The sequence below is a fragment of the Runella sp. MFBS21 genome (assembly GCF_029433105.1).
Lineage (GTDB): Bacteria > Bacteroidota > Bacteroidia > Cytophagales > Spirosomataceae > Runella.
In genome coordinates this window covers 29256-50960 of record NZ_JARNTW010000031.1, presented here as the reverse complement: position 1 = coordinate 50960, position 21705 = coordinate 29256, and the positions used below count along the sequence as shown (strand labels likewise).

Here is a 21705-nt window from a genome sequence, read left to right as displayed (position 1 = left end):
CCAATCGATACAGTTCAATGACATGCCATCGAAAGGCACCTGTTTTGTACTTTTTCTTTAAATTAATAAAGCTGCTCACTTTCATAACTTTACACAATTTGTGTCAAGCTATTTCAGGGATATACACTACGTCGTGGATTATGGATTATGTTTTTGCGTGAATGTGATAGGAAGAAAAAATCAACGTACCGCGACATAATGATGCGATATTTATGGTGAACCTGCGGATGGTGTGTAGAGACGTTGCATGCAACGTCTCTACGTCGTGGATTATGGATTATGTTTTTGCGTGAATGTGATAGGAAGAAAAAATCAACGTACCGCGACATAATGATGCGATATTTATGGTGAACCTGCGGATGATATGTAGATACGTTGCATGCAACGTATCTACGTCGTCGATTGTGGATTACGTTTTTGGTGTGATAAAATACCACGGTGTAATCCTGCGATATTTATGATGAACCTTCGGATGATGTGTAGATACGTTGCATGCAACGTATCTACGCCGTCGATTGTGGATTAGGTTTTGATAGAATGAAGAAACAACGTATGATTGTGTAATCCTGCGATATTTATGGTGAACCTGCGGATGATATGTAGATACGTTGCATGCAACGTATCTACGCCGTTGATTGTGGATTACGTTTTGATACGAAGAAAAAATAAACATACCACGATGTAATGATGCGATATTTATGATGAACCTGCGGATGATATGTAGATACGTTGCATGCAACGTATCTACGCCGTCGATTGTGGATTACGTTTTGATAGAATGAAAAAATTAAACGTGCCACGATGTAATCCTGCGATATTTATGATGAACCTGCGGATGATACGTAGATACGTTGCATGCAACGTATCTATGTCGTGGATTATGGATTATGTTTTCGGGGTAACGTGATAGGAGGAAAAAATAAACGTACCACGATGTAATCCTGCGATATTTATGATGAATTTGCGAATGATATGTAGATACGTTGCATGCAACGTATCTACGCCGTCGATTATGGATTACGTTTTGATAGGAGGAAAAAATAAACGTGCCACGATGTAATCCTGCGATATTTATGATGAATTTTCGGATGATGTGTAGATACGTTGCATGCAACGTATCTACGTCGTCGATTATGGATTATGTTTTGGTGTGATAAAATACCACGGTGTAACCCTGCGATATTTTTGGTCGAATCTGCGGATGATGTGTATAGACGTTGCATGCAACGTCTATACCGACCATTAACCAATTTCTGTATCGGTTTATTATAAAAACGAGGCAGATAGGCGGAATAACGAATAATAAGAAAACGTATGTCATCGTCATACATAATAGAAAGAAAACAAGATTGACCAATCATCCTTATATACGTCTAAATCATAAAAAATTAGACATAAAATGGGAGAATTGTTCAATAACAAATACCGTATCGAATCAGCACGGTTGAAAGGCTGGGATTATGCGTCGGATGGGGCCTATTTCATCACCATTTGTACAAAAGACCGAGAACATTTTTTTGGAGAATGTCTCAATGGTAAGATGAAATTGTCAACAATGGGGGCGATTGTACAAGGATTTTGGTATGACATACCTGCCCATTTTCCGCAGATTAGGTTAGATGTTTTTGTGGTGATGCCCAACCATATTCACGGGATATTGGTATTGGATAAATCATTGTCAGGACAAAATGCCGCCGATGACAATGACAATGACAATGACAATGACGACGTAGAGACGTTGCATGCAACGTCTCTACAACCACAACCACAACCACAACCACAACCACAACCACAACCACAACCACAACCACAACCACAACCACCTGCATTTTATCAGGCGATTTCGCCCAATGCGGGGTCAATAGCCACAGTGGTTCGGTCATTCAAATCGGTTTGTACTAAACATATCCGAGCCGTATTTCCGAATCAAAATTTTGGGTGGCAAGAGCGCTTTTGGGATACGATCATTCGAGATGAAGCATCTTGGGATAAGATAAGCAACTATATCGTCACCAATCCTGCCAATTGGGATAAAGATAAATTTTATGAACCATGAACATCAACGCCACTCTACTCAACTATTACCAGCTTTGTCACCGCAAAATGTGGCTTCATTACCATGTCATCAGGATGGAGCATACCTCAGAAGTGGTGTATGAAGGTAAGTTGATAGGGGAGGAGAGCTATCCTTTTAGGGCTGATAAAAACGAAGAACTGGAAATAAGCTATACGATGCCCGAAAGTGCGGCAAAGAAGGAGGTTGTTTTGACCGCCAAAATAGATTTTTTTGACGCCAAACGGGGAATTGTCCACGAAACCAAAAAATCGGCCGCAAAGGAGTGGGCGCACGTGGCACAGGTACAGTTTTATCTGTATTTGTTGAAAAAAAATGGCGTTGAAGTTAGCCACGGTGTTATTGAATATCCGAAGTTACGCCAAACTGAACGGGTGACGTTAGACGAAGAAGATGTACTAAGAATAGAAGCGAGTATCGAAAAAATCAGGGAGATTTTAGAGCAAGAGCAGTGTCCGCCAAGGTTACCGATTTCAAAATGTAAGGCTTGTAGTTATTTTGAATTTTGCTGGGTTGGCGATGAATAAGAAATACAGAAATTATTTAAAGAATGAAAAAAAGCTATTATCTCTTTAACCCAGGCCGACTGAGCCGTAAGGACAATACCCTGTGTTTTGTACCGGTAGATGAGCAAGGCCATGAAGGGCAAGCGCGTTATATCCCAGTTGAAGGGGTCGACAATTTGTATTGTTTCGGAAGTTTGGATGCCAACAGTGCCATGTACAATTTCTTGGGGAAAAACCACGTATCGGTACATTTTTTTGACTACTATGAACACTATACGGGCTCGTTTATGGCGAAGGATTATTTGTTGGCAGGCAAAATGCAGGTAGAACAAACGCGGTATTATTTATCTGACAAAAAGCGGATGGTAGTAGCGAGGACCTTTGTAGAAGGGGCGGCTTTTAATATGTCCAAAAACTTGAAGTACTATCAAGGGCGAGGTAAAGACGTGGCGAAGTCGCTGGGTCAGATTGAAAATTACTCATCGTTGATTGCTGAAGCTGGAAATATTGCAGAGCTGATGGGCATTGAGGGCAATATCCGACAAGCGTATTATGGTGCTTTTGGGGAAATTATAACTGACTTTGAGATGGGAACTCGAAGCAAGCAACCCCCTCAAAACGAGGTGAATGCGTTGATTTCGTTTGGCAATATGATGTGCTACACAGTGTGTTTGGATCAAATTTACCATACCCAACTTAACCCAACCATCAGTTTTTTGCATGAACCAGGAGCAAGGCGGTATTCGTTAGCGTTGGATTTGTCAGAGATTTTTAAGCCATTGCTAGTAGACCGAACAATTTTTACGGTACTCAACAAAAAACAAATACAAGCCAATGATTTTCGGCAAGATGTCAATCGGTGCGTATTGAAAGAAAGTGCTAAAAAGACATTTGTACAAGCATTTGAAGAACGGTTGAAGGAGACGTTTAAGCATCGGTCGTTGGGTAGAAATGTGAGTTATAAGCATTTGGTAAAATTAGAGTGCTATAAGTTGCAGAAGCATTTGTTGGGTATCGAAGTCTACAAACCCTTTAAAATGATGTGGTAAAAGCCCCTACTATAATTTGAAGAGATTATGTATGTGATTTTGGTATATGATATTGGTGAAAAGCGGGTGGCAAAGATGTTGAAGCATTGCCGCAAGTATTTGAATTGGATTCAAAATTCGGTGTTTGAAGGAGAAATTACAGAAGTAAAGCTCAAAGAAATGCTAATGGGTGCGCGTGCGATTATGAATGAAGAGCAAGACAGTGTAATTTTGTTCAAGAGTCGGAATGAGCGGTGGTTGGACAAAGAGATCATTGGGGTAGAGCGCAGCAATATTGATAATTTTCTGTAGGACGAAAGTCGTCGAAGTCCCAAAACTGACAAAAGTTCGTTGACATATTGGCTAAAAATTATCCTTTATTATCCTTTGAGAGAGGTAAGTGCCTGAAAATGAGCAGTCGTCGAAGGCCAAGCAAAATCAAGCAATTAACCTTCGACGACTTTTTAGTTGAAAAATCCAATAAAAAACCTTAAAATTGAGTCAAAAAAGCCGTTTTTCGCACGGCTTTTAATTGTACCATTTAGGAATTGAAACTTGATGACGGCAAAATAATTGAGTTACCCACAAGCCTTTTAATTGTACCATTTAGGAATTGAAACCGATATGACGCGGGAACCTGAATTTTTTGATAATACTTTTAATTGTACCATTTAGGAATTGAAATAACATCCGCAGTGCTTTGCCCATCGCATGGATTAGATACTTTTAATTGTACCATTTAGGAATTGAAATAAGCAAGTCCAAAGCACATACCAAAGCAAGTCCAACTTTTAATTGTACCATTTAGGAATTGAAATACTTCTACCGCATCCGCTGCACGTCGGTAGGATGAGACTTTTAATTGTACCATTTAGGAATTGAAATTCAGACCCCATGTATGAACGACTGGGGTCAAAAGAGTCTTTTAATTGTACCATTTAGGAATTGAAATAGGTGTGCGAAGCTTGTATTTTGTAGCCTAGCACTTCCTTTTAATTGTACCATTTAGGAATTGAAATCTGTCTTGGGTCAACAAGTGAACCGTCATCATTTTCTTTTAATTGTACCATTTAGGAATTGAAATGTGCATTCGAAGCAGCCCATTTTTGCCATTATTACTACTTTTAATTGTACCATTTAGGAATTGAAATAAACATTTATAGCGGCAGACGGCACGGAAATAATCGCCTTTTAATTGTACCATTTAGGAATTGAAATAAGGGTCGAAAACTCTTAATTTTTCGCATCTTTCACTTTTAATTGTACCATTTAGGAATTGAAATAAAATATAGTTATCGATGAAGACGGTGTCGGAGGGGCTTTTAATTGTACCATTTAGGAATTGAAATCGAAACATTTATCGGGGTTGACGCCGCCGATAGTGATCTTTTAATTGTACCATTTAGGAATTGAAATTCCAAATACCCGACTACCATGAAAGTAACAATTTTCTTTTAATTGTACCATTTAGGAATTGAAATGACGCGGCTCCATGCTATCTCCGTCGATGCGGATTCTTTTAATTGTACCATTTAGGAATTGAAATAAACGGCGACTGGCAAGTCAACCTAGAAACATGGGACTTTTAATTGTACCATTTAGGAATTGAAATGCTTCTGAAGGCTGACGCCGGCGCGAAAGTGACGCCCTTTTAATTGTACCATTTAGGAATTGAAATAAATGTACCAGCGTGCCAATGCCCGCTATGGAAACACTTTTAATTGTACCATTTAGGAATTGAAATTATCCTTTTGTTTACTGATACAAAGGTATAATACAGCTTTTAATTGTACCATTTAGGAATTGAAATAGTTATTAGACGACCTGCAAAGGGCTATTGAGATGGCTTTTAATTGTACCATTTAGGAATTGAAATATACAGATATGTTCGGATATTTAAACGCGCCAAAGCTTTTAATTGTACCATTTAGGAATTGAAATAAATACAAGTCAAGGCCTACCGAAAAGGTATTTCGACTTTTAATTGTACCATTTAGGAATTGAAATATGGCAACTACGAGCATCAGGTATTTATCTGGATTGACTTTTAATTGTACCATTTAGGAATTGAAATCAAAATAACATCCACGATGAAATCAAAAAACATACTCTTTTAATTGTACCATTTAGGAATTGAAATATGCTCCTGCTAGTGAAGACAACAATGTCAAAAATCTTTTAATTGTACCATTTAGGAATTGAAATCTGAACGGTTCAATTTGGCATCTCTTACATTTCCTCCTTTTAATTGTACCATTTAGGAATTGAAATGAAACATACAATCACATCCAATCAATCAAGGTTTTTTCTTTTAATTGTACCATTTAGGAATTGAAATGAAATAAGGAGGGGGGGGCGGCGCAACTAGGGGGGACTTTTAATTGTACCATTTAGGAATTGAAATATTGTGAATACAATGGCCTTACCCGGCCATGAGATTCTTTTAATTGTACCATTTAGGAATTGAAATTTTTTTAACGAAAACTTCATCCTCAAAATGGATCTACTTTTAATTGTACCATTTAGGAATTGAAATATGTGTTTCTAGCAAAATGTGACACTCCGCACAAAACTTTTAATTGTACCATTTAGGAATTGAAATAACAATTTTTAGGTCATTAGAAACTTTGCAAAAAAACTTTTAATTGTACCATTTAGGAATTGAAATGATGCCGAAAAAGAGAAGAAGGAACCCAAAAGCAAAACTTTTAATTGTACCATTTAGGAATTGAAATAATCAAAATCTGGAAAGTTTTCAACGTCAGAATAGCCTTTTAATTGTACCATTTAGGAATTGAAATAAAAATAAGTGTTTTTCATATCTAAATGAATTTGAACTTTTAATTGTACCATTTAGGAATTGAAATGCAGATGGTAAAGATGGCAGTAGATTAGAAGGAAGCTTTTAATTGTACCATTTAGGAATTGAAATCAGCCCGCCACTGGCGTAGAGCGTCACATAACCAGGCCTTTTAATTGTACCATTTAGGAATTGAAATAAATCGGCTTCTTTATATAAGCCAAATGTTTTTTTCTTTTAATTGTACCATTTAGGAATTGAAATTACAAATCATTTAGCTTACTTTCTTCTATTTTCGCCTCTTTTAATTGTACCATTTAGGAATTGAAATACGGGTACAATGTAGGAGATGACGGAAGTTGTTTTACTTTTAATTGTACCATTTAGGAATTGAAATATTTGAAATAGGAACCTCTCCTCCACCCCCACCTCCTTTTAATTGTACCATTTAGGAATTGAAATCGTATTGAAATCGGTATCTACCTTTGTTTTTGCGGCTTTTAATTGTACCATTTAGGAATTGAAAATCTAAAACATCTGAAACAAATGACAATCTTTCACGCCTTTTAATTGTACCATTTAGGAATTGAAAAAAGATGGGTTCCCTAAACATCCTTTGTATTTAAGAACTTTTAATTGTACCATTTAGGAATTGAAAAAGTGAAATGAGTAAAGACGAATTAGCTCAAAAGTTTCTTTTAATTGTACCATTTAGGAATTGAAAATGTTATAGTTTCGTTTAGGTCGTTGGGAACCTCTACTTTTAATTGTACCATTTAGGAATTGAAAAATTTGACTTACAGGTAAACGAAAGGTATGTTTAACACTTTTAATTGTACCATTTAGGAATTGAAAAACTACGAAAATGAAGTTATCCGCAGCTATCAATAATCTTTTAATTGTACCATTTAGGAATTGAAAAACACAAGTAACCTTGGTAGTAATACTAATAGGTTTCTTCTTTTAATTGTACCATTTAGGAATTGAAAAATTTCAATCAGAATTACCTTCTCAGAAGCAGCCGAACTTTTAATTGTACCATTTAGGAATTGAAACTGAAGTATATTAGGGATAAGTTTATAGATATTGAATACTTTTAATTGTACCATTTAGGAATTGAAACTTCGTAAACCAACTGCTAATGCCACTGTCTATATAGTCTTTTAATCGTACCATTATAGAAATTGAAAGATTTTGATTGCGGGGTGAATTTGTGAGAACAAAAAAGAGTTACCCAAGAAACCCCCAATCTCTTTGCATGAAAACTTTAGCCGATTTGTTACTGTTGGGCGACCCACGTTTGTACCAAAACTGTGAGCCTATCTTGCCTACCGAAAAACACTTGGTGGGCGATTGGGTCGCAGATCTCCACAATGTGATGCAAGAGGTACGCGCTAAACATGGCTTTGGAAGAGCTATCGCCGCGCCTCAGCTTGGTATTATGAAACGGCTCATTTATATGAATATTGACCAGCCTGTGGTCTTTATCAATCCTACCCTCACTGACCTAAGTGACGAACTTTTTGAGCTTTGGGACGATTGTATGAGTTTCCCCAATTTGTTGGTGAAAGTCAAAAGGTACCAATCGATTACGGTTCACTATCTTGACCATCACTGGCAGCCCCAAAGCTGGACTATGCACGATAGCCTTGCCGAATTGCTTCAACATGAGTACGACCACCTCAACGGAGTACTGTGTACGATGCGTGCTATCGACGACAAATCCTTTCGATGGCGTCTCTGACGTTTTTAGCTTTATCCTAGTCAAAGTCCGTTTGTTTCTTTGGTTGTCGTTATCGAAAAAACTACTTTTGCCGTGGTTTTTTGGTAAAGACTGCTGTCATTTTTCCCTAATCAAGTACTAATCATTTTTTCAGGATTTCATGAATCGAATCGTCCAACTTTTCCAACGTCAAGCTACTCACAACCTTAACGTATACTTTACCGCTGGTTTTCCACAACTTACCGATACACGTCGCATCTTGAAAGCTTTACAAGCATCAGGGGCTGATTTGGTCGAAATCGGCATGCCTTACTCTGATCCCGTGGCTGATGGCGAAACTATCCAATTGAGCAATCAAAAAGCCCTCGAAAATGGAATGAGTGTGAAAGAGCTGTTTGCCCAATTGAAGGGGATGCGTGACGAAATATCGCTGCCGATATTGCTTATGGGATACGTCAATCCTGTGCTTCAGTTTGGGGTCGAAAATTTCTGTCAACATTGTGCCGAAGTGGGTGTCGATGGTCTTATCTTGCCAGACATGCCCATGGATGAGTATATGCAGGAGTACAAACCCATTTTTGATAAATACGGTATTCTCAATATTTTCTTGATTACGCCACAAACATCCGAACAACGCATTCGGCAGATTGATGACAACAGCGAAGGGTTTATCTATATGGTATCGTCGGCAAGTGTGACAGGCTCTCAGTCAGGCGTAAGTCATGACATGGAAGCGTATTTTGAACGGGTCAATGCCATGCAGCTTCGCAATCCCCGCTTGATTGGGTTTGGAATCAAAGACCATGAAACTTTTACCAAAGCCTGCCAACATGCCAGTGGGGCTATCATCGGTAGTGCTTTTATCAGAGTGCTTCAAGAAAGTGAAGATTTGGAAAACGGAATTGCATCTTACGTAATGAGCGTAAAAGGTAAATAAATCCTTTTTTCGTCTTACCTTTCGACAATAATTAAAAAAATAATGATGCTTGAAAACATGAAAAAAATTGCTCTTTCGCTCGTAATAGTGCTGGGTACTATCACGGCTGCTACCGCCCAAACCGCTGAGGAAATTATCGCCAAGTCGATAGAAGCACGGGGAGGAGCGGCAAAACTAAACGCCCTCAAATCGATGCGTATGGAAAACGTAATCAGTGTAATGGGTATGGAGATACCCTCTACGTCGGTGATTGTTCATAACAGAGGAATGCGTAACGAAACCGAGGTAATGGGCCAAAAAATAGTGGTAGGAGTTGACGGAAATAAAGGCTGGATGGTTAATCCCATGACTGGCTCAACCACGCCTATTCCGATGCCCGACGACCAACTCAAAAACTCGATGAGCCAAATGGATCTTTCGGGTATGGCCAACTACAAAGCAGCCGGAGCTACCGTAGAATTGCTCGGGAAAGAGGCCGTAGACGGCAACGATGCCTATAAAATCAAAATGACGACCAAAGAAGGAGGGGTATCGACTTACTTCATTAGCGCTAAAAATTTCTATCCTATCAGAATGGATATGTCGGGCGAAGTGAATGGGCAGGCGTTTAGTGCTCAAACCAAGATGTCGGATTATCGGGTGATTGATGGAATTGCGTTTCCGTTTTTGATGGAAGTGAACTCTCCTCAAGGGGCAGTAGTAGTCAATACCAAAAAACTCGAAGTGAATCCAACCGTGGATGAGAGTATTTTTGTGCAGCCCAAAAACTAAAAGGTATTCTTTCCAAAATTACGAATTACTTTTTCCCGCAGATTTTGCAGATTGGCGTAAATTTTGTTGATACTATCAGCGAAATTTGTCAAACTCCGCAAACTGCGGGAATTGTTTTTCGGTAAAGTGGTTAAATCAATTTCAAAACGAAGCTTTCTAAGCTTTAGAAAGTCTATAATCTGTACTAATCGTGAAAAAACTTCTTTTATTAAGTTGCTTGCTTTTCCAGCTTTCTGTTTCCGCCCAACAAATCAATTTCTTTACCAACGACATTCGTCAAGCATTTAACATGGCGCGAGCACAGGGGAAATTGGTTTTTGTGGAGGTATATTCTAAAACTTGCGAGCATTGCGCGGCTTTTGAGCCTATTTTCAAAGAAAAGGCCGTCGCTGATTTTTACAATAAAAATTTTATTTCTTATAAATTGGAAGTAACAAGTCCTGATGTACGCAACTTCTTGACTCCTAAGCGTTTGTATGCGCCTTCGCTGCCTTTGTTTTTGTTTTTTGATGGCAACGAAAACTTACTTCACTTTGCGATGAGCAACCCTACCGCCGCCGAAACTATCAAACATGCCCAAAATGCGCTCAATCCTTCAGTGCGAGCGGCTACTTTTCGGAGTCGTTATGCATCAGGTGAGCGAAGCGATAATTTTTTGATCGACATGGCCATGTATTGCAGAGTGGTATGTGATACTACGCTCAATATCAAAATCATGGAAGAATATGCTCGCCGAAAGACACCCGCTCAGTACGCAGACAAAAACAATTGGTTGGCGATATCGAAGCTAGTTATGGATGTCGAAAACCCGATGTCAAAATACCTTATCAACAACATGGGAGCATACAAAGCTAAATATGGCGCCAAAGAAGTGAAGCTCGTGGCCGAAAATCTCATCATGGGGTCGTTGTATAGTGGGAGAGGAGCCAAATACGACGCGGCTAAGATTCAGCAAATGCGCCAGTATTTGGTCAAAATCGGCATTGAGCCATCGGCTGCCAATGCCCGTACCTTGTTGCCTGAAGTGAATTATTATTTTGCCAAACGCCAAACCCCTCAGGCTACGGCACGTGCAGAAGACTATCTCAACAATGCCAAAGCACAATTGCCTGATTACATGTACATCATCAAGCTTTTTAACAATCGCGCTTCGGATGCGAGTTTTGTACCGACAGCTAGAAAATGGGTCAACAAAGCCCTTACCTTGACGGCTGCCAATAGCCCCGAAGCACAAGAGTTAAAAGCTGAGTTAGCCAAAATCAACGCTCGAAAATAGAGAGTACGCTATAGCTTTTAAAAAAGAAAGTCCGTCTATCTGCGAAACAATAGCTATTGTAAACAGATAAACGGACCATTTTTTTTATAAAAAACTAGACCGAAGCCAGTTGTGTTTTTAGTACTTCTACGGCTTTTTTGGCTTCATTGTCAAAATCTTTCCAACGGCATTCAATTGATAGTCCGCCTTTGTATTTTATCTTTTTGAGGGCTTTGAAATAAGCCGTAAAATCGTCGCCTTGCGCACCAGGTGCGGTACGGCCTTGCTTTTCGGCAATATGGCAGTGAGTGATGTATTTGCCGTATTTTACAATTTCTTCGGGACCTTCGTTGTCTTTCATCATGTGATAAATGTCGCAGAGCAATCTAAAACGAGGATGATTGACGGCTTCAATGATTTCGACGCCTTCGCTCAGGCTATTGATAAAATTGGTCTCGCTTCGATTGAGCGGCTCTATTGCCAGTGTGACACCGTGTTTTTCGGCCAAAAGCGCCATTTTTTTGCTTAACTCAATATGCTGCTCTTTGGCTCTCTGACGATCAAAGCCATCTGGAATGGCACGTGAGCCGCCACTGCCAAATACAATATGTGACGAACCGCATTCTTTGGCTCTTTTAAGAGCCAAATCGGCACGTTGGAGAATGGCATCGTGGTGGGTGTCGTTACCGACCGATTTGAGACTACCTGGAAAAAAACTTACATATGAACGCACCGGAAATTGGTGTGCCTTGAGTGATTCTAGGTTTTTTTTGTATTGAGCATCACCTGCTTCTGGAATCAAAAAACGACCTACATTTTCTTCAATAAATGAATACCCCAGACCTTTAAGAAAATCAGCTTTATCGTAAGAAGTACAAATCCCGAGCGGAAGCAATAGCCCCTTGCGGTTTTCGAATAGAGATTCTGATTGAGCCCATACGTTGGTAGCTGCTACACTAGCAATAGTTCCCGTTAGGGTTTTTATAAAATTTCTTCGAGAGTTGTGAGTTTCAAAAGAAGTCATTCGTTAAAATGGTTTGTTTTTGTTACAAAGCCTTACTTGGCAAGGTCTCTACTGCAAAGCAATAATATATTTTGTTTTGATGAAGATTTGATAAGAAAAAATAAAATACCAATTGATAACGCTGGTAAGGTTTTGAACCTTACCAGCGTTATGCTACCTACTTGGCCTAAACGTAAACGTTGGAGGGGAGACTAGCCCCCGCTACCAACGCATTTACGGGGCATTTGAAACAAAAAAGGGCTGTTAATAGATTACTTTTGAGCTGTTAATAGAAAGACAAATAGCGTGGAGAGGCTTAGTGTTCGACTGTATTGACAGGTTCGATTCTATAGACCTGTATTTCGGTAACGTATACTGTTTTGTTGTCTTTGTTTTTGTAAGAACGATAATTGAGCTTGCCTTCTACCGAAACCGCTTTTCCTTTAAACGCGAGACGTTTACACACTTCCGCTACTTTCCCAAATGCCACTACATTGTGCCATGTAGTGCTAGTGATTTCTTCATTGTTTTTGTTGGTGTAGGTTTCTTTGGTCACGAGCGTAAATGAGGCCAATTTGCCATTATCAAAATTACGTACTTGAGCGTCTTTGCCTACGTTGCCAATCAATGTTACCTTGTTCATGTTCCTTAAAAATTTATGTGTTTGATATTTGTTTCGGCCGTCTTGCTGAATCGGCGATACAAAGGTGCAGCATCTGAGTCGCTCGATTCGGTTGGTATTCGTTTCTATATGGATAAAATTATTTGTAAACGTTTGTAATCGGATAATGTTTTTTATATATTGCAGTGTAAAACAATACATTGATCCTACCAATGGCAGCAGTGAAAGAATGTTTAGAATGCGGTGAGAAGATTATTGGACGAGCAGATAAAAAGTTTTGTTCGGATTTGTGTCGCAATGCCTACAACAACAAGCTTAATTCGGATTCCAACAATTTTGTCAGAAATGTCAATAACAAATTGCGCAAAAATCGACGGATTTTGGAAGAGATTTGCCCAGAGGATAAAGCGAAAGTTTCCAAAAATACCCTTCAGAGAGAGGGTTTTGATTTTACTTATTTTACCAGTACCCGCACCACCCAAAAAGGAGCTACTTACTTTTTTGTGTACGAATACGGCTATTTATCGCTCGAAAATGATTTATTTTTGATTGTAAAAGATGATAGACGATAGTGCTTATTATCAGCTTTTTGGGGTGCTATTTTATATTGATAGAGCGATTGAAAGGCAATTGTCTCTAGTAATTGTTCAGCTAAATGTTTAGTTTTGAACCCACATTTCTTTAATCACCATTTATTTATTTTTATGAAAAAAAGTCTCCTTTTTTTATTTCTAGTATTTGCGTTGGTTGCTTGCAACAAAGACAAAGAAGAAGAATGCATTCCTCCTGCCGTCGAAAAAAATATTTTGGGTGCTTGGTCTGGCATTGCCAAAGTCGATGATTTAACCTCTGACCCTTTTGATGTAACTTTTAATGAAGACGGTACTTATGCTGACCCCGAGGAGCTATTGTTGGGTGGCGAAATCAATGACATCGTGCTGACCGACAGAACTTGGAAGATAGAAGCCAATAGGCTTATTTTGCGGGTAAGCAAAGGGTTTAATGCGTTGTCGTTGGAGTATATAATCAAAGAAAATAGTTGCGACAAAATTGTAATTCAATATTTGGATCTTGGCACAGTCGAACTAAGAAAAAAACAATAACTTTCTACCAAAATAAAAGTCGCCGTGATAGTTCTATCACGGCGACTTTTATTTTGGTAAAGCGATGATTACTTTGTTTTTGCAAAATCGGCGGTAATGGTGTTGATTTGAGCATCGCTCAGAGATTCAGATGCAATAACGGTACGATAACGAAACGTAGTTGATTCTCCTTTTTTGAGTTTGAGATTAAGTTCTTCGGCTCCATTGCTAAATATTTTTTGGCCTAGAGGATTTGCCGCAAAAAGCCCATAGCCTCGGGCGTGCCAATAAGTAGGATAGCCCACATTTTTGGGATGGTCTATTATTACTAGATTGACGGTTTCGTTGCCCATTTTGCCGCGTAGATTGCACCATTTGGCTCTTTTGCTCCACACAGCTTCGCCTTCTACCCCTTCACTATTGCGATAGCTTCCAGTGACACCGGCGTTGTTCATGACAGGGACTTTGGTCGCGATACCGCTCGCATCCGTAAATACCTCAGGTTTGTCAGAAGGGTGCTCCAATTCTCTGGCTACTCGAATCGCAAAAAAGCCATCTTTGACATCCTTAAACGTGACATCAGTTTTGGCCGTTAGGGTTGTGATACGATCTACGGTGCGGGTTTGGTCATCTCCTTTAAATACATAAGTGGTGGTTTCGGTCAGCATAAGACCTCCGTTTTTGTCGAGCCAGTCGGCTGTGACGGTAAGTTCTCCCTGTTTTTTGCCACTTTTTATACTTTTGATGCCTGTATGAACGATTGTTCCGTAGGTATTTTTGGCGTGATTTACGGATAGTGAATTGTTCCAGAAATCGTGCCCATTGGCATCTTCATAGTTGAGCCACATACCTACATGGTGCGGGTGATCTACACGCTCGCCTGGACGTGGATTGATGGGCCACCCACGCGTAATATCGGTGCCGTTGACGGTTCGTAAGGGATACAAAACAGCCTTCTTCAGCACATCGGGTCCGGGATAAAAATAAGCTGTAAAAGGTTTACCGTCAATCGTTACTTCTACTTTTTTGTCGGCAGCATGGTTGGTTAGTACGACTTCTTTTTGCGCTAGGCACACAGAAGCAGTCAGGGCGAGTACAAGAGTTGAAAAGGATTTGGTCATGTTTTAAAAAAACGGATTAATAATTGTCTTGGATGATAAAAACGTATGATTTTAGTACAGTTGTAAAACGAATTTTATGACCTTATCAATACGTAATTTTAGGTTGAAAGTACTATTGAAAAGTGGCGAAGCACCTTATTTTACCCGCAGTTTATGTAAGTTTGCAGCATGGCAAAAAAGAGAAAATTTTATGTAGTATGGGAAGGCCGTAAACGTGGCGTATTTACGGAGTGGGAAGAATGTGAGGCGCAAATCAGGGGTTTTGCAGAGGCAAAGTACAAATCATTTGACAATCTAAAGGAGGCGGAAGAAGCCTTACAAAAAAGTTATTGGGAGTATATATCGCCCAAAACCGCCCAACCAGCCTTAAAAGTAGCACCTGCCAATATCGGTAAGCCCAACCTAGATAGCATTGCTGTAGATGCTGCTTGGAACACCGCCACGGGAGATGTAGAATACCAAGGAGTATACCTTCGTACGGGACAAAAGATATTTCACCAAGGCCCATTTAAAGATGGTACCAACAATATCGGAGAATTTTTGGCTATTGTGCACGGGTTGGCCTATCTTCAAAAGCACCAAAGCAACCTGCCGATTTATTCGGATTCTAAAACAGCAATTAGTTGGATAAAACGCAAACATGCCAACACGAAATTAGAAGTGACGCCGGAAAACAAACCACTCTTCGAATTGCTTCAACGAGCCGAAGAGTGGTTGTCTAAAAACAAGTATGCTAATCCTATCCTCAAGTGGGAAACGGAGTATTGGGGCGAAAATCCAGCCGATTTCGGACGAAAATAGCGATACTATCTTTACCGAATAGTGTATTGTTTATCAAAATTGACAATCCATTTTTTTGCAATAGGCAGTATTGTTTCTTGCACTGGATATTCAGCAGGGGATTCGACCAAGTAGGTGGCAGGGTTTGGAAGCTCGCGACGCTTGTGGATAAGGTTCAATTTGAGGTTTTCAAACGTAGTCGTAAAACTTTTGCGCACCGTGTCTACGAGCGTTGTATGTACACTGCTTTGATTGCTGTGTTGGACGAGTCGAATTTGATAGTGGTAGATTTGGGTTTCGCTATTGTGACCCCGATATATAAACACATATCCTTCTTTGAGGTGGAGGGGAATAATACCCACGGGCATAAAACTGAGTTTGGCTTCGATGTCGGCATAGTGAGATTGACCCTCTGTCAGCGTTTGCTGAAAAAGTGGCAGAGAATACTCCAAAATGCTGTCAATTTCGGATAAGTGTTCGCTTTCCTGAAATTTTTCGTAAATAAATTGTTTTTTTTTGAGGTCTATTCCTTTGAGCTTTTTTGGAAAAGAAGCCACGATTTGCTCTTTAGAATCTTTGAGGTTTAAGGCTGCTTTGTAGTGCTTCTCCACAGAAGGCAAGTCAGGGAATAGGCGCGATTGCTTGAAATTTTGATTAACTCCTTGTAAATAAGCCATTAAGATGTATTTCTTGTATTCAAAATCAATCCATCCTTCGGTTATCCAATCTTGTTTTAAACTAGCCATAGACATATACTTTTAAAAAACTACTTTGGTCATATGCCGCCTCCATAGTCTGAATATTCAATAAAACCTTCGTAAAATGATGCTTCATAGATAATTATAAGCCAATTTATGAAAAAAAACAATATTGCCAAATAAAATACAATAAAAATATTGATACTGCCAATGATTATTTTGGGTATGGCAGATTTTATAGATTCGATTGTGTTGTTACTGCAAAAATGGCAGAAAATGAGCTTAAGATACCGTTGGCATAGAAAATGCTATATTTGCCCTCGGAAAACTTATCGGTAAGTTTCAACAATTATAAAACTAATTAAAACCCCTGATAACTATGTCAGCAGTTGCAGAAAAAGTAAATGTTAAGCCGTTAGCAGATCGCGTGCTCGTTCAGACCGCACCTGCAGAAGAAAAAACCGCTTTTGGTATCATCATCCCTGATACTGCGAAAGAGAAACCCCAACGTGGAACCGTAGTAGCAGTAGGCCCTGGTAAAAAAGACGAGCCTCTTACTGTGAAAGTAGGGGATACTATTCTCTACGGCAAATATGCAGGCACTGAGATTACTGTAGAAGGTCAAGAGTATCTCATTATGCGCGAATCTGACATTTTCGCTATTATCTAAATCTTTAATTAATGCATAATGTGACAATTTGAAAATTCGGTAATTGGGATTCAGTTACTGATTCAAGCTTTCAATTGTTTTATTTTCAAATTTTCAAATTCACAAATTTTCAAATTTAAAAAAATGGCTAAGAAAATATTTTTCGATACCGAAGCACGTGACAAAATAAAGAAGGGTGTTGATACCCTTGCAAATGCTGTTAAAGTAACGCTTGGTCCTAAAGGTCGTAATGTTATCATCGATAAAAAATTCGGCTCACCAGCTATTACTAAAGACGGTGTAACTGTAGCTAAAGAAATCGAATTGAAGGATGCTATGGAAAACATGGGTGCTCAACTCGTGAAAGAAGTAGCTTCAAAAACTGCGGATGCCGCAGGTGACGGTACTACTACAGCTACTGTTTTGGCGCAAGCTATCTATACAATCGGATCTAAAAACGTAGCCGCTGGTGCCAACCCAATGGATTTGAAACGTGGTGTGGATAAGGCCGTTGGAGCGGTTGTTGCTAACTTAGCTGCCCAAGCTCAAACGGTAGGGGATGACTTTAGCAAAATTGCTCAAGTTGCTACTATCTCTGCCAACCACGACGAAGAAATCGGTAACATGATTGCCGATGCTATGAAAAAAGTAGGTACTGAAGGTGTAATCACAGTAGAAGAAGCACGTGGTACCGAAACAGAAGTTAAGACTGTAGAAGGTATGCAGTTTGACCGTGGTTATTTGTCGCCTTATTTTGTGACAAACGCCGAAAAAATGGAAGCCGAATTGGAGAAGCCTTTCATTTTGATTTCTGAGAAAAAAGTATCTTCAATGAAAGAGTTGCTTCCTATATTGGAAGGTGTAGCTCAAACTGGCCGTCCTTTGTTGATCATTGCTGAAGACGTAGATGGCGAAGCCCTTGCTACGTTGGTAGTCAACAAAATTCGCGGAGCATTGAAAGTATGTGCCGTAAAAGCCCCAGGCTTTGGCGATCGTCGCAAAGCTATGTTGGAAGACATCGCTATCTTGACAGGTGGTACTGTAATCGCCGAAGAGCGTGGATTCAAACTCGAAAACGCTGACCTTTCTTACCTTGGTCACTGCGAAAAAATCATTATCGACAAAGACAATACAACTATCGTGAATGGTTCAGGTGACCAAGAGCAAATCAAGGCTCGCGTTAACCAAATCAAGTCACAAATCGAAAATACTACTTCTGACTACGATCGCGAAAAATTGCAAGAGCGTTTGGCGAAATTGTCAGGTGGAGTAGCTATCCTTTATATTGGTGCTGCTACTGAAGTAGAAATGAAAGAGAAAAAAGACCGCGTAGATGACGCCCTCCATGCTACTCGCGCTGCCGTAGAAGAAGGTATCGTGACTGGTGGTGGTGTGGCTCTTATCCGTGCTATCTCTGCATTGGATAGCCTTGAAGGTATCAATGATGACGAAACTACAGGTATCAATATCATCCGCCAAGCTTTGGAGTCACCTCTTCGTACAATCGTTGCCAACGCAGGTGGCGAAGGGTCTGTGGTAATCAACAAAATCAAAGAAGGCGAAGGTGGTTATGGATACAATGCTAAAAATGATACTTACGAAGATCTTTTTGCAGCAGGTATCATCGATCCTAAAAAAGTAACTCGTCTAGCCCTCGAAAACGCTGCTTCTATCGCAGGTTTGTTGTTGACCACAGAATGTATGATTGCTGACGAGCCAGAAGAAAATGCTGGCGCCGCTGCAGCTGGTCATGGACATGGCGGTGGAATGGGTGGCATGATGTAAGAATCGGCTTTAGCCTTATTTATTATACGAAAGCCCTCGGACTTCCGGGGGCTTTTTTAAGTTTGTTTGGATAGTTATTTAGCTGATTTGAAGTAAAGGGGGATTTATATTAAAGCTACACCTATTTTTTATAAAGAATATAGCACCGCACAGCGGGTTACTTTCTGTTCAAACCATTATTTTACAGCCCTAGTGAAAACTTAAGTTTTTTTACAAAGACAGAAAGTGGAGAAGGAGACAGAAATTTGTTGGTAAAGTATCTGTTTTTGTCGTATTATGTTTTTGTTATGTAGAATCCTTTAGCCCGATAAAAATTTTCGTTATATTGTCCAAACTTTTCTGTCAAATTGACAGCCCTGCGTATGAATCTTGATCCAAACGAATTATATACACGACTGATGCTTGCTGAGTCAGATTTAGATAGCCTTGAAATCGTACCATTAGGAGGACGTGAAGGTGATGATGAACCCATCGAAATGCCTGAAGAGCTTTCTATTCTTCCACTCCGAAACACCGTTTTATTCCCTGGAATGGTGATTCCTGTGACGGTGGGGCGTCAAAAATCGATCAGACTTGTCAAAAAAGCTTACAAAGGAGATCGTATCATTGGGGTGATTGCTCAGCAAAACCAAGATAAAGCCGAGCCCGCTAGTACAGATTTGTATACAGTCGGAACCATGGGGCATATCATCAAAATGATTACACTTCCTGATGGCAACACTACGATTATTCTTCAAGGGCGTCAGCGTTTTAGAATCAAAGACTACGTTCGTGAAGAGCCTTACATGATTGCGAAGGTGTCGCCAATAGAAGATTATTTTCCAAATCAGAACAAAAAAGAGTCGAAGGCGTTGATTCAGACGCTTAAAGATTCGGCTCATAAAATATTAAGGCTCAATCCCGATATTCCACAAGAAGCTAGAATTGCCCTTGACAATATCGAAAGCCCTACTTTCTTGACGCATTTTTTATCGTCCAACATAAACGCCGAAGTTGCTGATAAACAAGAACTTCTTGAAAAGCCTACTATTCCAGAACAAGCCACAAAGCTGCTGGAATTTATGCTGAAAGAAATTCAGATGTTGGAGCTTAAACGGGATATTCAGAGCAAGGCTAGTTTAGATATTGACCAACAACAACGTGACTATTTTTTGCGTCAGCAAATCAAAGTGTTGCAAGATGAACTTGGCATGGAAACTCCCGAGCGCGAGCTTGAGGATATTCGTTTTCGGGCCTCAAAGAAAAAATGGTCGGAGACGGTGCAAAAGCACTTTGATAAAGAAACCCAAAAATTACAACGCATCAATCCCATGGCGCCCGATTATCCCGTGACGCTCAATTATCTTGAGCTCATGGTGGATTTGCCTTGGGGAGAATATACCAAAGATAATTTTGACCTGAAGCGTGCTCAGAAGATATTGGACTCTGATCACTTTGGATTGGAAAAAGTCAAAGAGCGTATCATCGAATACCTTGCCGTACTGAAACTTAAAAATAGTCTAAAAGCACCTATCTTGTGCTTGTACGGCCCTCCGGGCGTGGGCAAAACCTCCTTGGGAAAGTCAGTGGCGAAAGCACTCGGACGTAAATATATCAGAATGGCCCTCGGAGGATTGCACGATGAAGCGGAGATTAGAGGCCACCGTAAGACTTATATCGGCGCAATGCCTGGCAAATTGATTCAGAATATCAAAAAAGCGGGCTCTTCCAATCCGGTATTTATTCTGGACGAAATCGACAAAGTAGGTTCTGATTTTAGAGGTGATCCGGCATCGGCTCTTTTGGAAGTGCTTGATCCTGAGCAAAACAATGCTTTTACTGACAACTACCTTGAGGTAGAGTATGATTTGTCAAAAGTACTTTTTATTGCTACTGCCAACTCGCTTGATACCATTCACCCTGCTCTTCGCGATCGGATGGAGATTATCGAGCTAACAGGCTACACGGTCGAAGAAAAATTACAAATTGCGAAAAAATACCTTGTTCCAAAACAGCGGAAAGATCACGGTTTGGATACCAAATCTTTTAGCTTAGATGATAAAGCGATTCTGAAAGTAATAGAGTACTACACCCGTGAGTCAGGGGTACGAAACCTAGAGCAGAAGATTGGAACGCTGATCAGAAAAGTGGCTAAATCGATTGCTATGGAAGAGGAATACCCCAAAATCATCAAAGCTGAGCATATCGAAAAATTGCTAGGGCCTGAGATTTTCGACAAAGATTTGTACCAAGACAATCATACCGCAGGGATAGTAACAGGCTTGGCGTGGACGTCGGTAGGAGGCGAAATTTTGTTTATTGAGTCGAGCCTAAGCCGTGGAAAAGGTGCTTTGACGTTGTCGGGACAATTGGGAGATGTGATGAAAGAATCGGCCATAACGGCATTGTCATATCTCAAAGCTCATTCGGATACTTTGGATATTGATTATCGGATTTTTAGTAATTACGATTTGCATATTCATATTCCAGCGGGGGCTGTTCCTAAAGATGGTCCTTCGGCGGGTATCACCATGCTTACGTCGATTGCTTCGATTTTTACGCAGCGCCGTGTAAAAGCTCAGATTGCGATGACTGGCGAAATCACACTCCGTGGTAAGGTATTACCGGTGGGAGGGATTAAGGAGAAAATTTTGGCTGCTTCGCGCGCTGGTGTTACCGAAATCATCATGTGTTATAAAAATCGGAAAGATGTAGAAGAAATCAAGGCGTCTTATGTTAAAGACCTCAAATTTCACTATGTAGATAATGTAGAAGAAGTATTGGCGATTGCGCTTTTACCCGAAAAAGTAGAGAAACCGATGACGTTTGTTTTCTCAGATGAAAAAAAAGCCAATCTTCTTGAAACTGAGCTGAATTAAGAAGAAATCTGAT

18 protein-coding genes and 1 CRISPR repeat array are annotated in these 21705 nt (G+C 39.9%); of the genes, 14 read left to right on the top strand and 4 right to left on the bottom strand.

Annotated features, from left to right (window positions below; genetic code table 11):
• The first annotated feature begins 1399 nt into the window (after positions 1 to 1399).
• The 8 genes from P1X15_RS30745 (at position 1400) to P1X15_RS30710 (ending at position 11115) form a co-directional block, all read left to right on the top strand.
• Entirely contained in the window at positions 1400 to 2056 is a 657-nt protein-coding gene (locus tag P1X15_RS30745; protein ID WP_277341938.1) for a transposase, read from the top strand.
• Positions 2053 to 2601 carry a CRISPR-associated protein Cas4 gene (gene cas4 / locus P1X15_RS30740; protein WP_277341937.1) on the top strand — a complete coding sequence of 183 codons (549 nt, stop codon included), beginning with the start codon at positions 2053 to 2055 and terminating at the stop codon, positions 2599 to 2601. The genes P1X15_RS30745 and cas4 overlap by 4 nt, the downstream gene beginning before the upstream one ends.
• A 23-nt stretch (positions 2602 to 2624) precedes the next feature.
• Positions 2625 to 3629: a type I-B CRISPR-associated endonuclease Cas1b gene (cas1b, locus tag P1X15_RS30735; protein WP_277341936.1), complete on the top strand. Its 1005-nt coding sequence runs from the start codon at positions 2625 to 2627 to the stop codon at positions 3627 to 3629.
• A gap of 27 nt (positions 3630 to 3656) precedes the next feature.
• Positions 3657 to 3920: a CRISPR-associated endonuclease Cas2 gene (gene cas2 / locus P1X15_RS30730; protein ID WP_277341935.1), complete on the top strand. Its 264-nt coding sequence runs from the start codon at positions 3657 to 3659 to the stop codon at positions 3918 to 3920.
• A 213-nt stretch (positions 3921 to 4133) separates the two neighbouring features.
• Positions 4134 to 7531: a CRISPR direct-repeat array (repeat unit 30 nt; unit sequence CTTTTAATTGTACCATTTAGGAATTGAAAT).
• Between the two features lie 135 nt (positions 7532 to 7666).
• Positions 7667 to 8152 (top strand): peptide deformylase, encoded by a 486-nt coding sequence (locus tag P1X15_RS30725; protein WP_277341934.1) that lies wholly within the window; start codon positions 7667 to 7669, stop codon positions 8150 to 8152.
• Positions 8153 to 8291: 139 nt separating this feature from the next.
• Positions 8292 to 9068 (top strand): tryptophan synthase subunit alpha, encoded by a 777-nt coding sequence (trpA, locus tag P1X15_RS30720; protein ID WP_277341933.1) that lies wholly within the window; start codon positions 8292 to 8294, stop codon positions 9066 to 9068.
• A 57-nt stretch (positions 9069 to 9125) separates the two neighbouring features.
• Complete coding sequence (locus P1X15_RS30715) at positions 9126 to 9839, top strand: outer membrane lipoprotein-sorting protein (protein ID WP_277341932.1); 714 nt, start codon at positions 9126 to 9128, stop codon at positions 9837 to 9839.
• A gap of 190 nt (positions 9840 to 10029) precedes the next feature.
• Complete coding sequence (locus P1X15_RS30710) at positions 10030 to 11115, top strand: thioredoxin family protein (protein WP_277341931.1); 1086 nt, start codon at positions 10030 to 10032, stop codon at positions 11113 to 11115.
• A 94-nt stretch (positions 11116 to 11209) separates the two neighbouring features.
• On the opposite strand, the gene P1X15_RS30705 is transcribed toward P1X15_RS30710, so the two are convergent.
• Together P1X15_RS30705 and P1X15_RS30700 are read right to left on the bottom strand one after the other, a co-directional pair.
• Positions 11210 to 12118, bottom strand: a complete 909-nt coding sequence (locus tag P1X15_RS30705; protein ID WP_277341930.1) for a sugar phosphate isomerase/epimerase — start codon at positions 12116 to 12118, stop codon at positions 11210 to 11212.
• Between the two features lie 295 nt (positions 12119 to 12413).
• A complete protein-coding gene (locus P1X15_RS30700; RefSeq protein WP_277341929.1) occupies positions 12414 to 12740 on the bottom strand; it encodes a single-stranded DNA-binding protein in 327 nt (108 codons plus the stop codon).
• Between the two features lie 191 nt (positions 12741 to 12931).
• On the opposite strand from P1X15_RS30700, the gene P1X15_RS30695 reads away from it, so the two are divergent.
• A complete protein-coding gene (locus P1X15_RS30695; RefSeq protein ID WP_277341928.1) occupies positions 12932 to 13291 on the top strand; it encodes a hypothetical protein in 360 nt (119 codons plus the stop codon).
• A 132-nt stretch (positions 13292 to 13423) separates the two neighbouring features.
• Positions 13424 to 13822 (top strand): hypothetical protein, encoded by a 399-nt coding sequence (locus P1X15_RS30690; protein WP_028667894.1) that lies wholly within the window; start codon positions 13424 to 13426, stop codon positions 13820 to 13822.
• 68 nt (positions 13823 to 13890) lie between these two features.
• Here P1X15_RS30690 and P1X15_RS30685 read toward each other — a convergent pair whose 3' ends face one another.
• Positions 13891 to 14922 (bottom strand): PmoA family protein, encoded by a 1032-nt coding sequence (locus P1X15_RS30685; RefSeq protein ID WP_277341927.1) that lies wholly within the window; start codon positions 14920 to 14922, stop codon positions 13891 to 13893.
• Positions 14923 to 15090: 168 nt separating this feature from the next.
• On the opposite strand from P1X15_RS30685, the gene P1X15_RS30680 reads away from it, so the two are divergent.
• Entirely contained in the window at positions 15091 to 15723 is a 633-nt protein-coding gene (locus P1X15_RS30680; RefSeq protein WP_277341926.1) for a ribonuclease H family protein, read from the top strand.
• An 11-nt stretch (positions 15724 to 15734) separates the two neighbouring features.
• On the opposite strand, the gene P1X15_RS30675 is transcribed toward P1X15_RS30680, so the two are convergent.
• A complete protein-coding gene (locus tag P1X15_RS30675; protein ID WP_277341925.1) occupies positions 15735 to 16448 on the bottom strand; it encodes a hypothetical protein in 714 nt (237 codons plus the stop codon).
• A gap of 331 nt (positions 16449 to 16779) precedes the next feature.
• Between P1X15_RS30675 and groES the strand changes: the two genes are divergently transcribed.
• The 3 genes from groES (at position 16780) to lon (ending at position 21692) form a co-directional block, all read left to right on the top strand.
• Positions 16780 to 17070 (top strand): co-chaperone GroES, encoded by a 291-nt coding sequence (gene groES / locus P1X15_RS30670; RefSeq protein ID WP_028667890.1) that lies wholly within the window; start codon positions 16780 to 16782, stop codon positions 17068 to 17070.
• 123 nt (positions 17071 to 17193) lie between these two features.
• Positions 17194 to 18834, top strand: coding sequence for a chaperonin GroEL (gene groL / locus P1X15_RS30665; protein ID WP_277341924.1), 1641 nt, complete (start codon positions 17194 to 17196; stop codon positions 18832 to 18834).
• Positions 18835 to 19196: 362 nt separating this feature from the next.
• Complete coding sequence (gene lon / locus P1X15_RS30660) at positions 19197 to 21692, top strand: endopeptidase La (RefSeq protein WP_277341923.1); 2496 nt, start codon at positions 19197 to 19199, stop codon at positions 21690 to 21692.
• Positions 21693 to 21705: the final 13 nt, after the last annotated feature.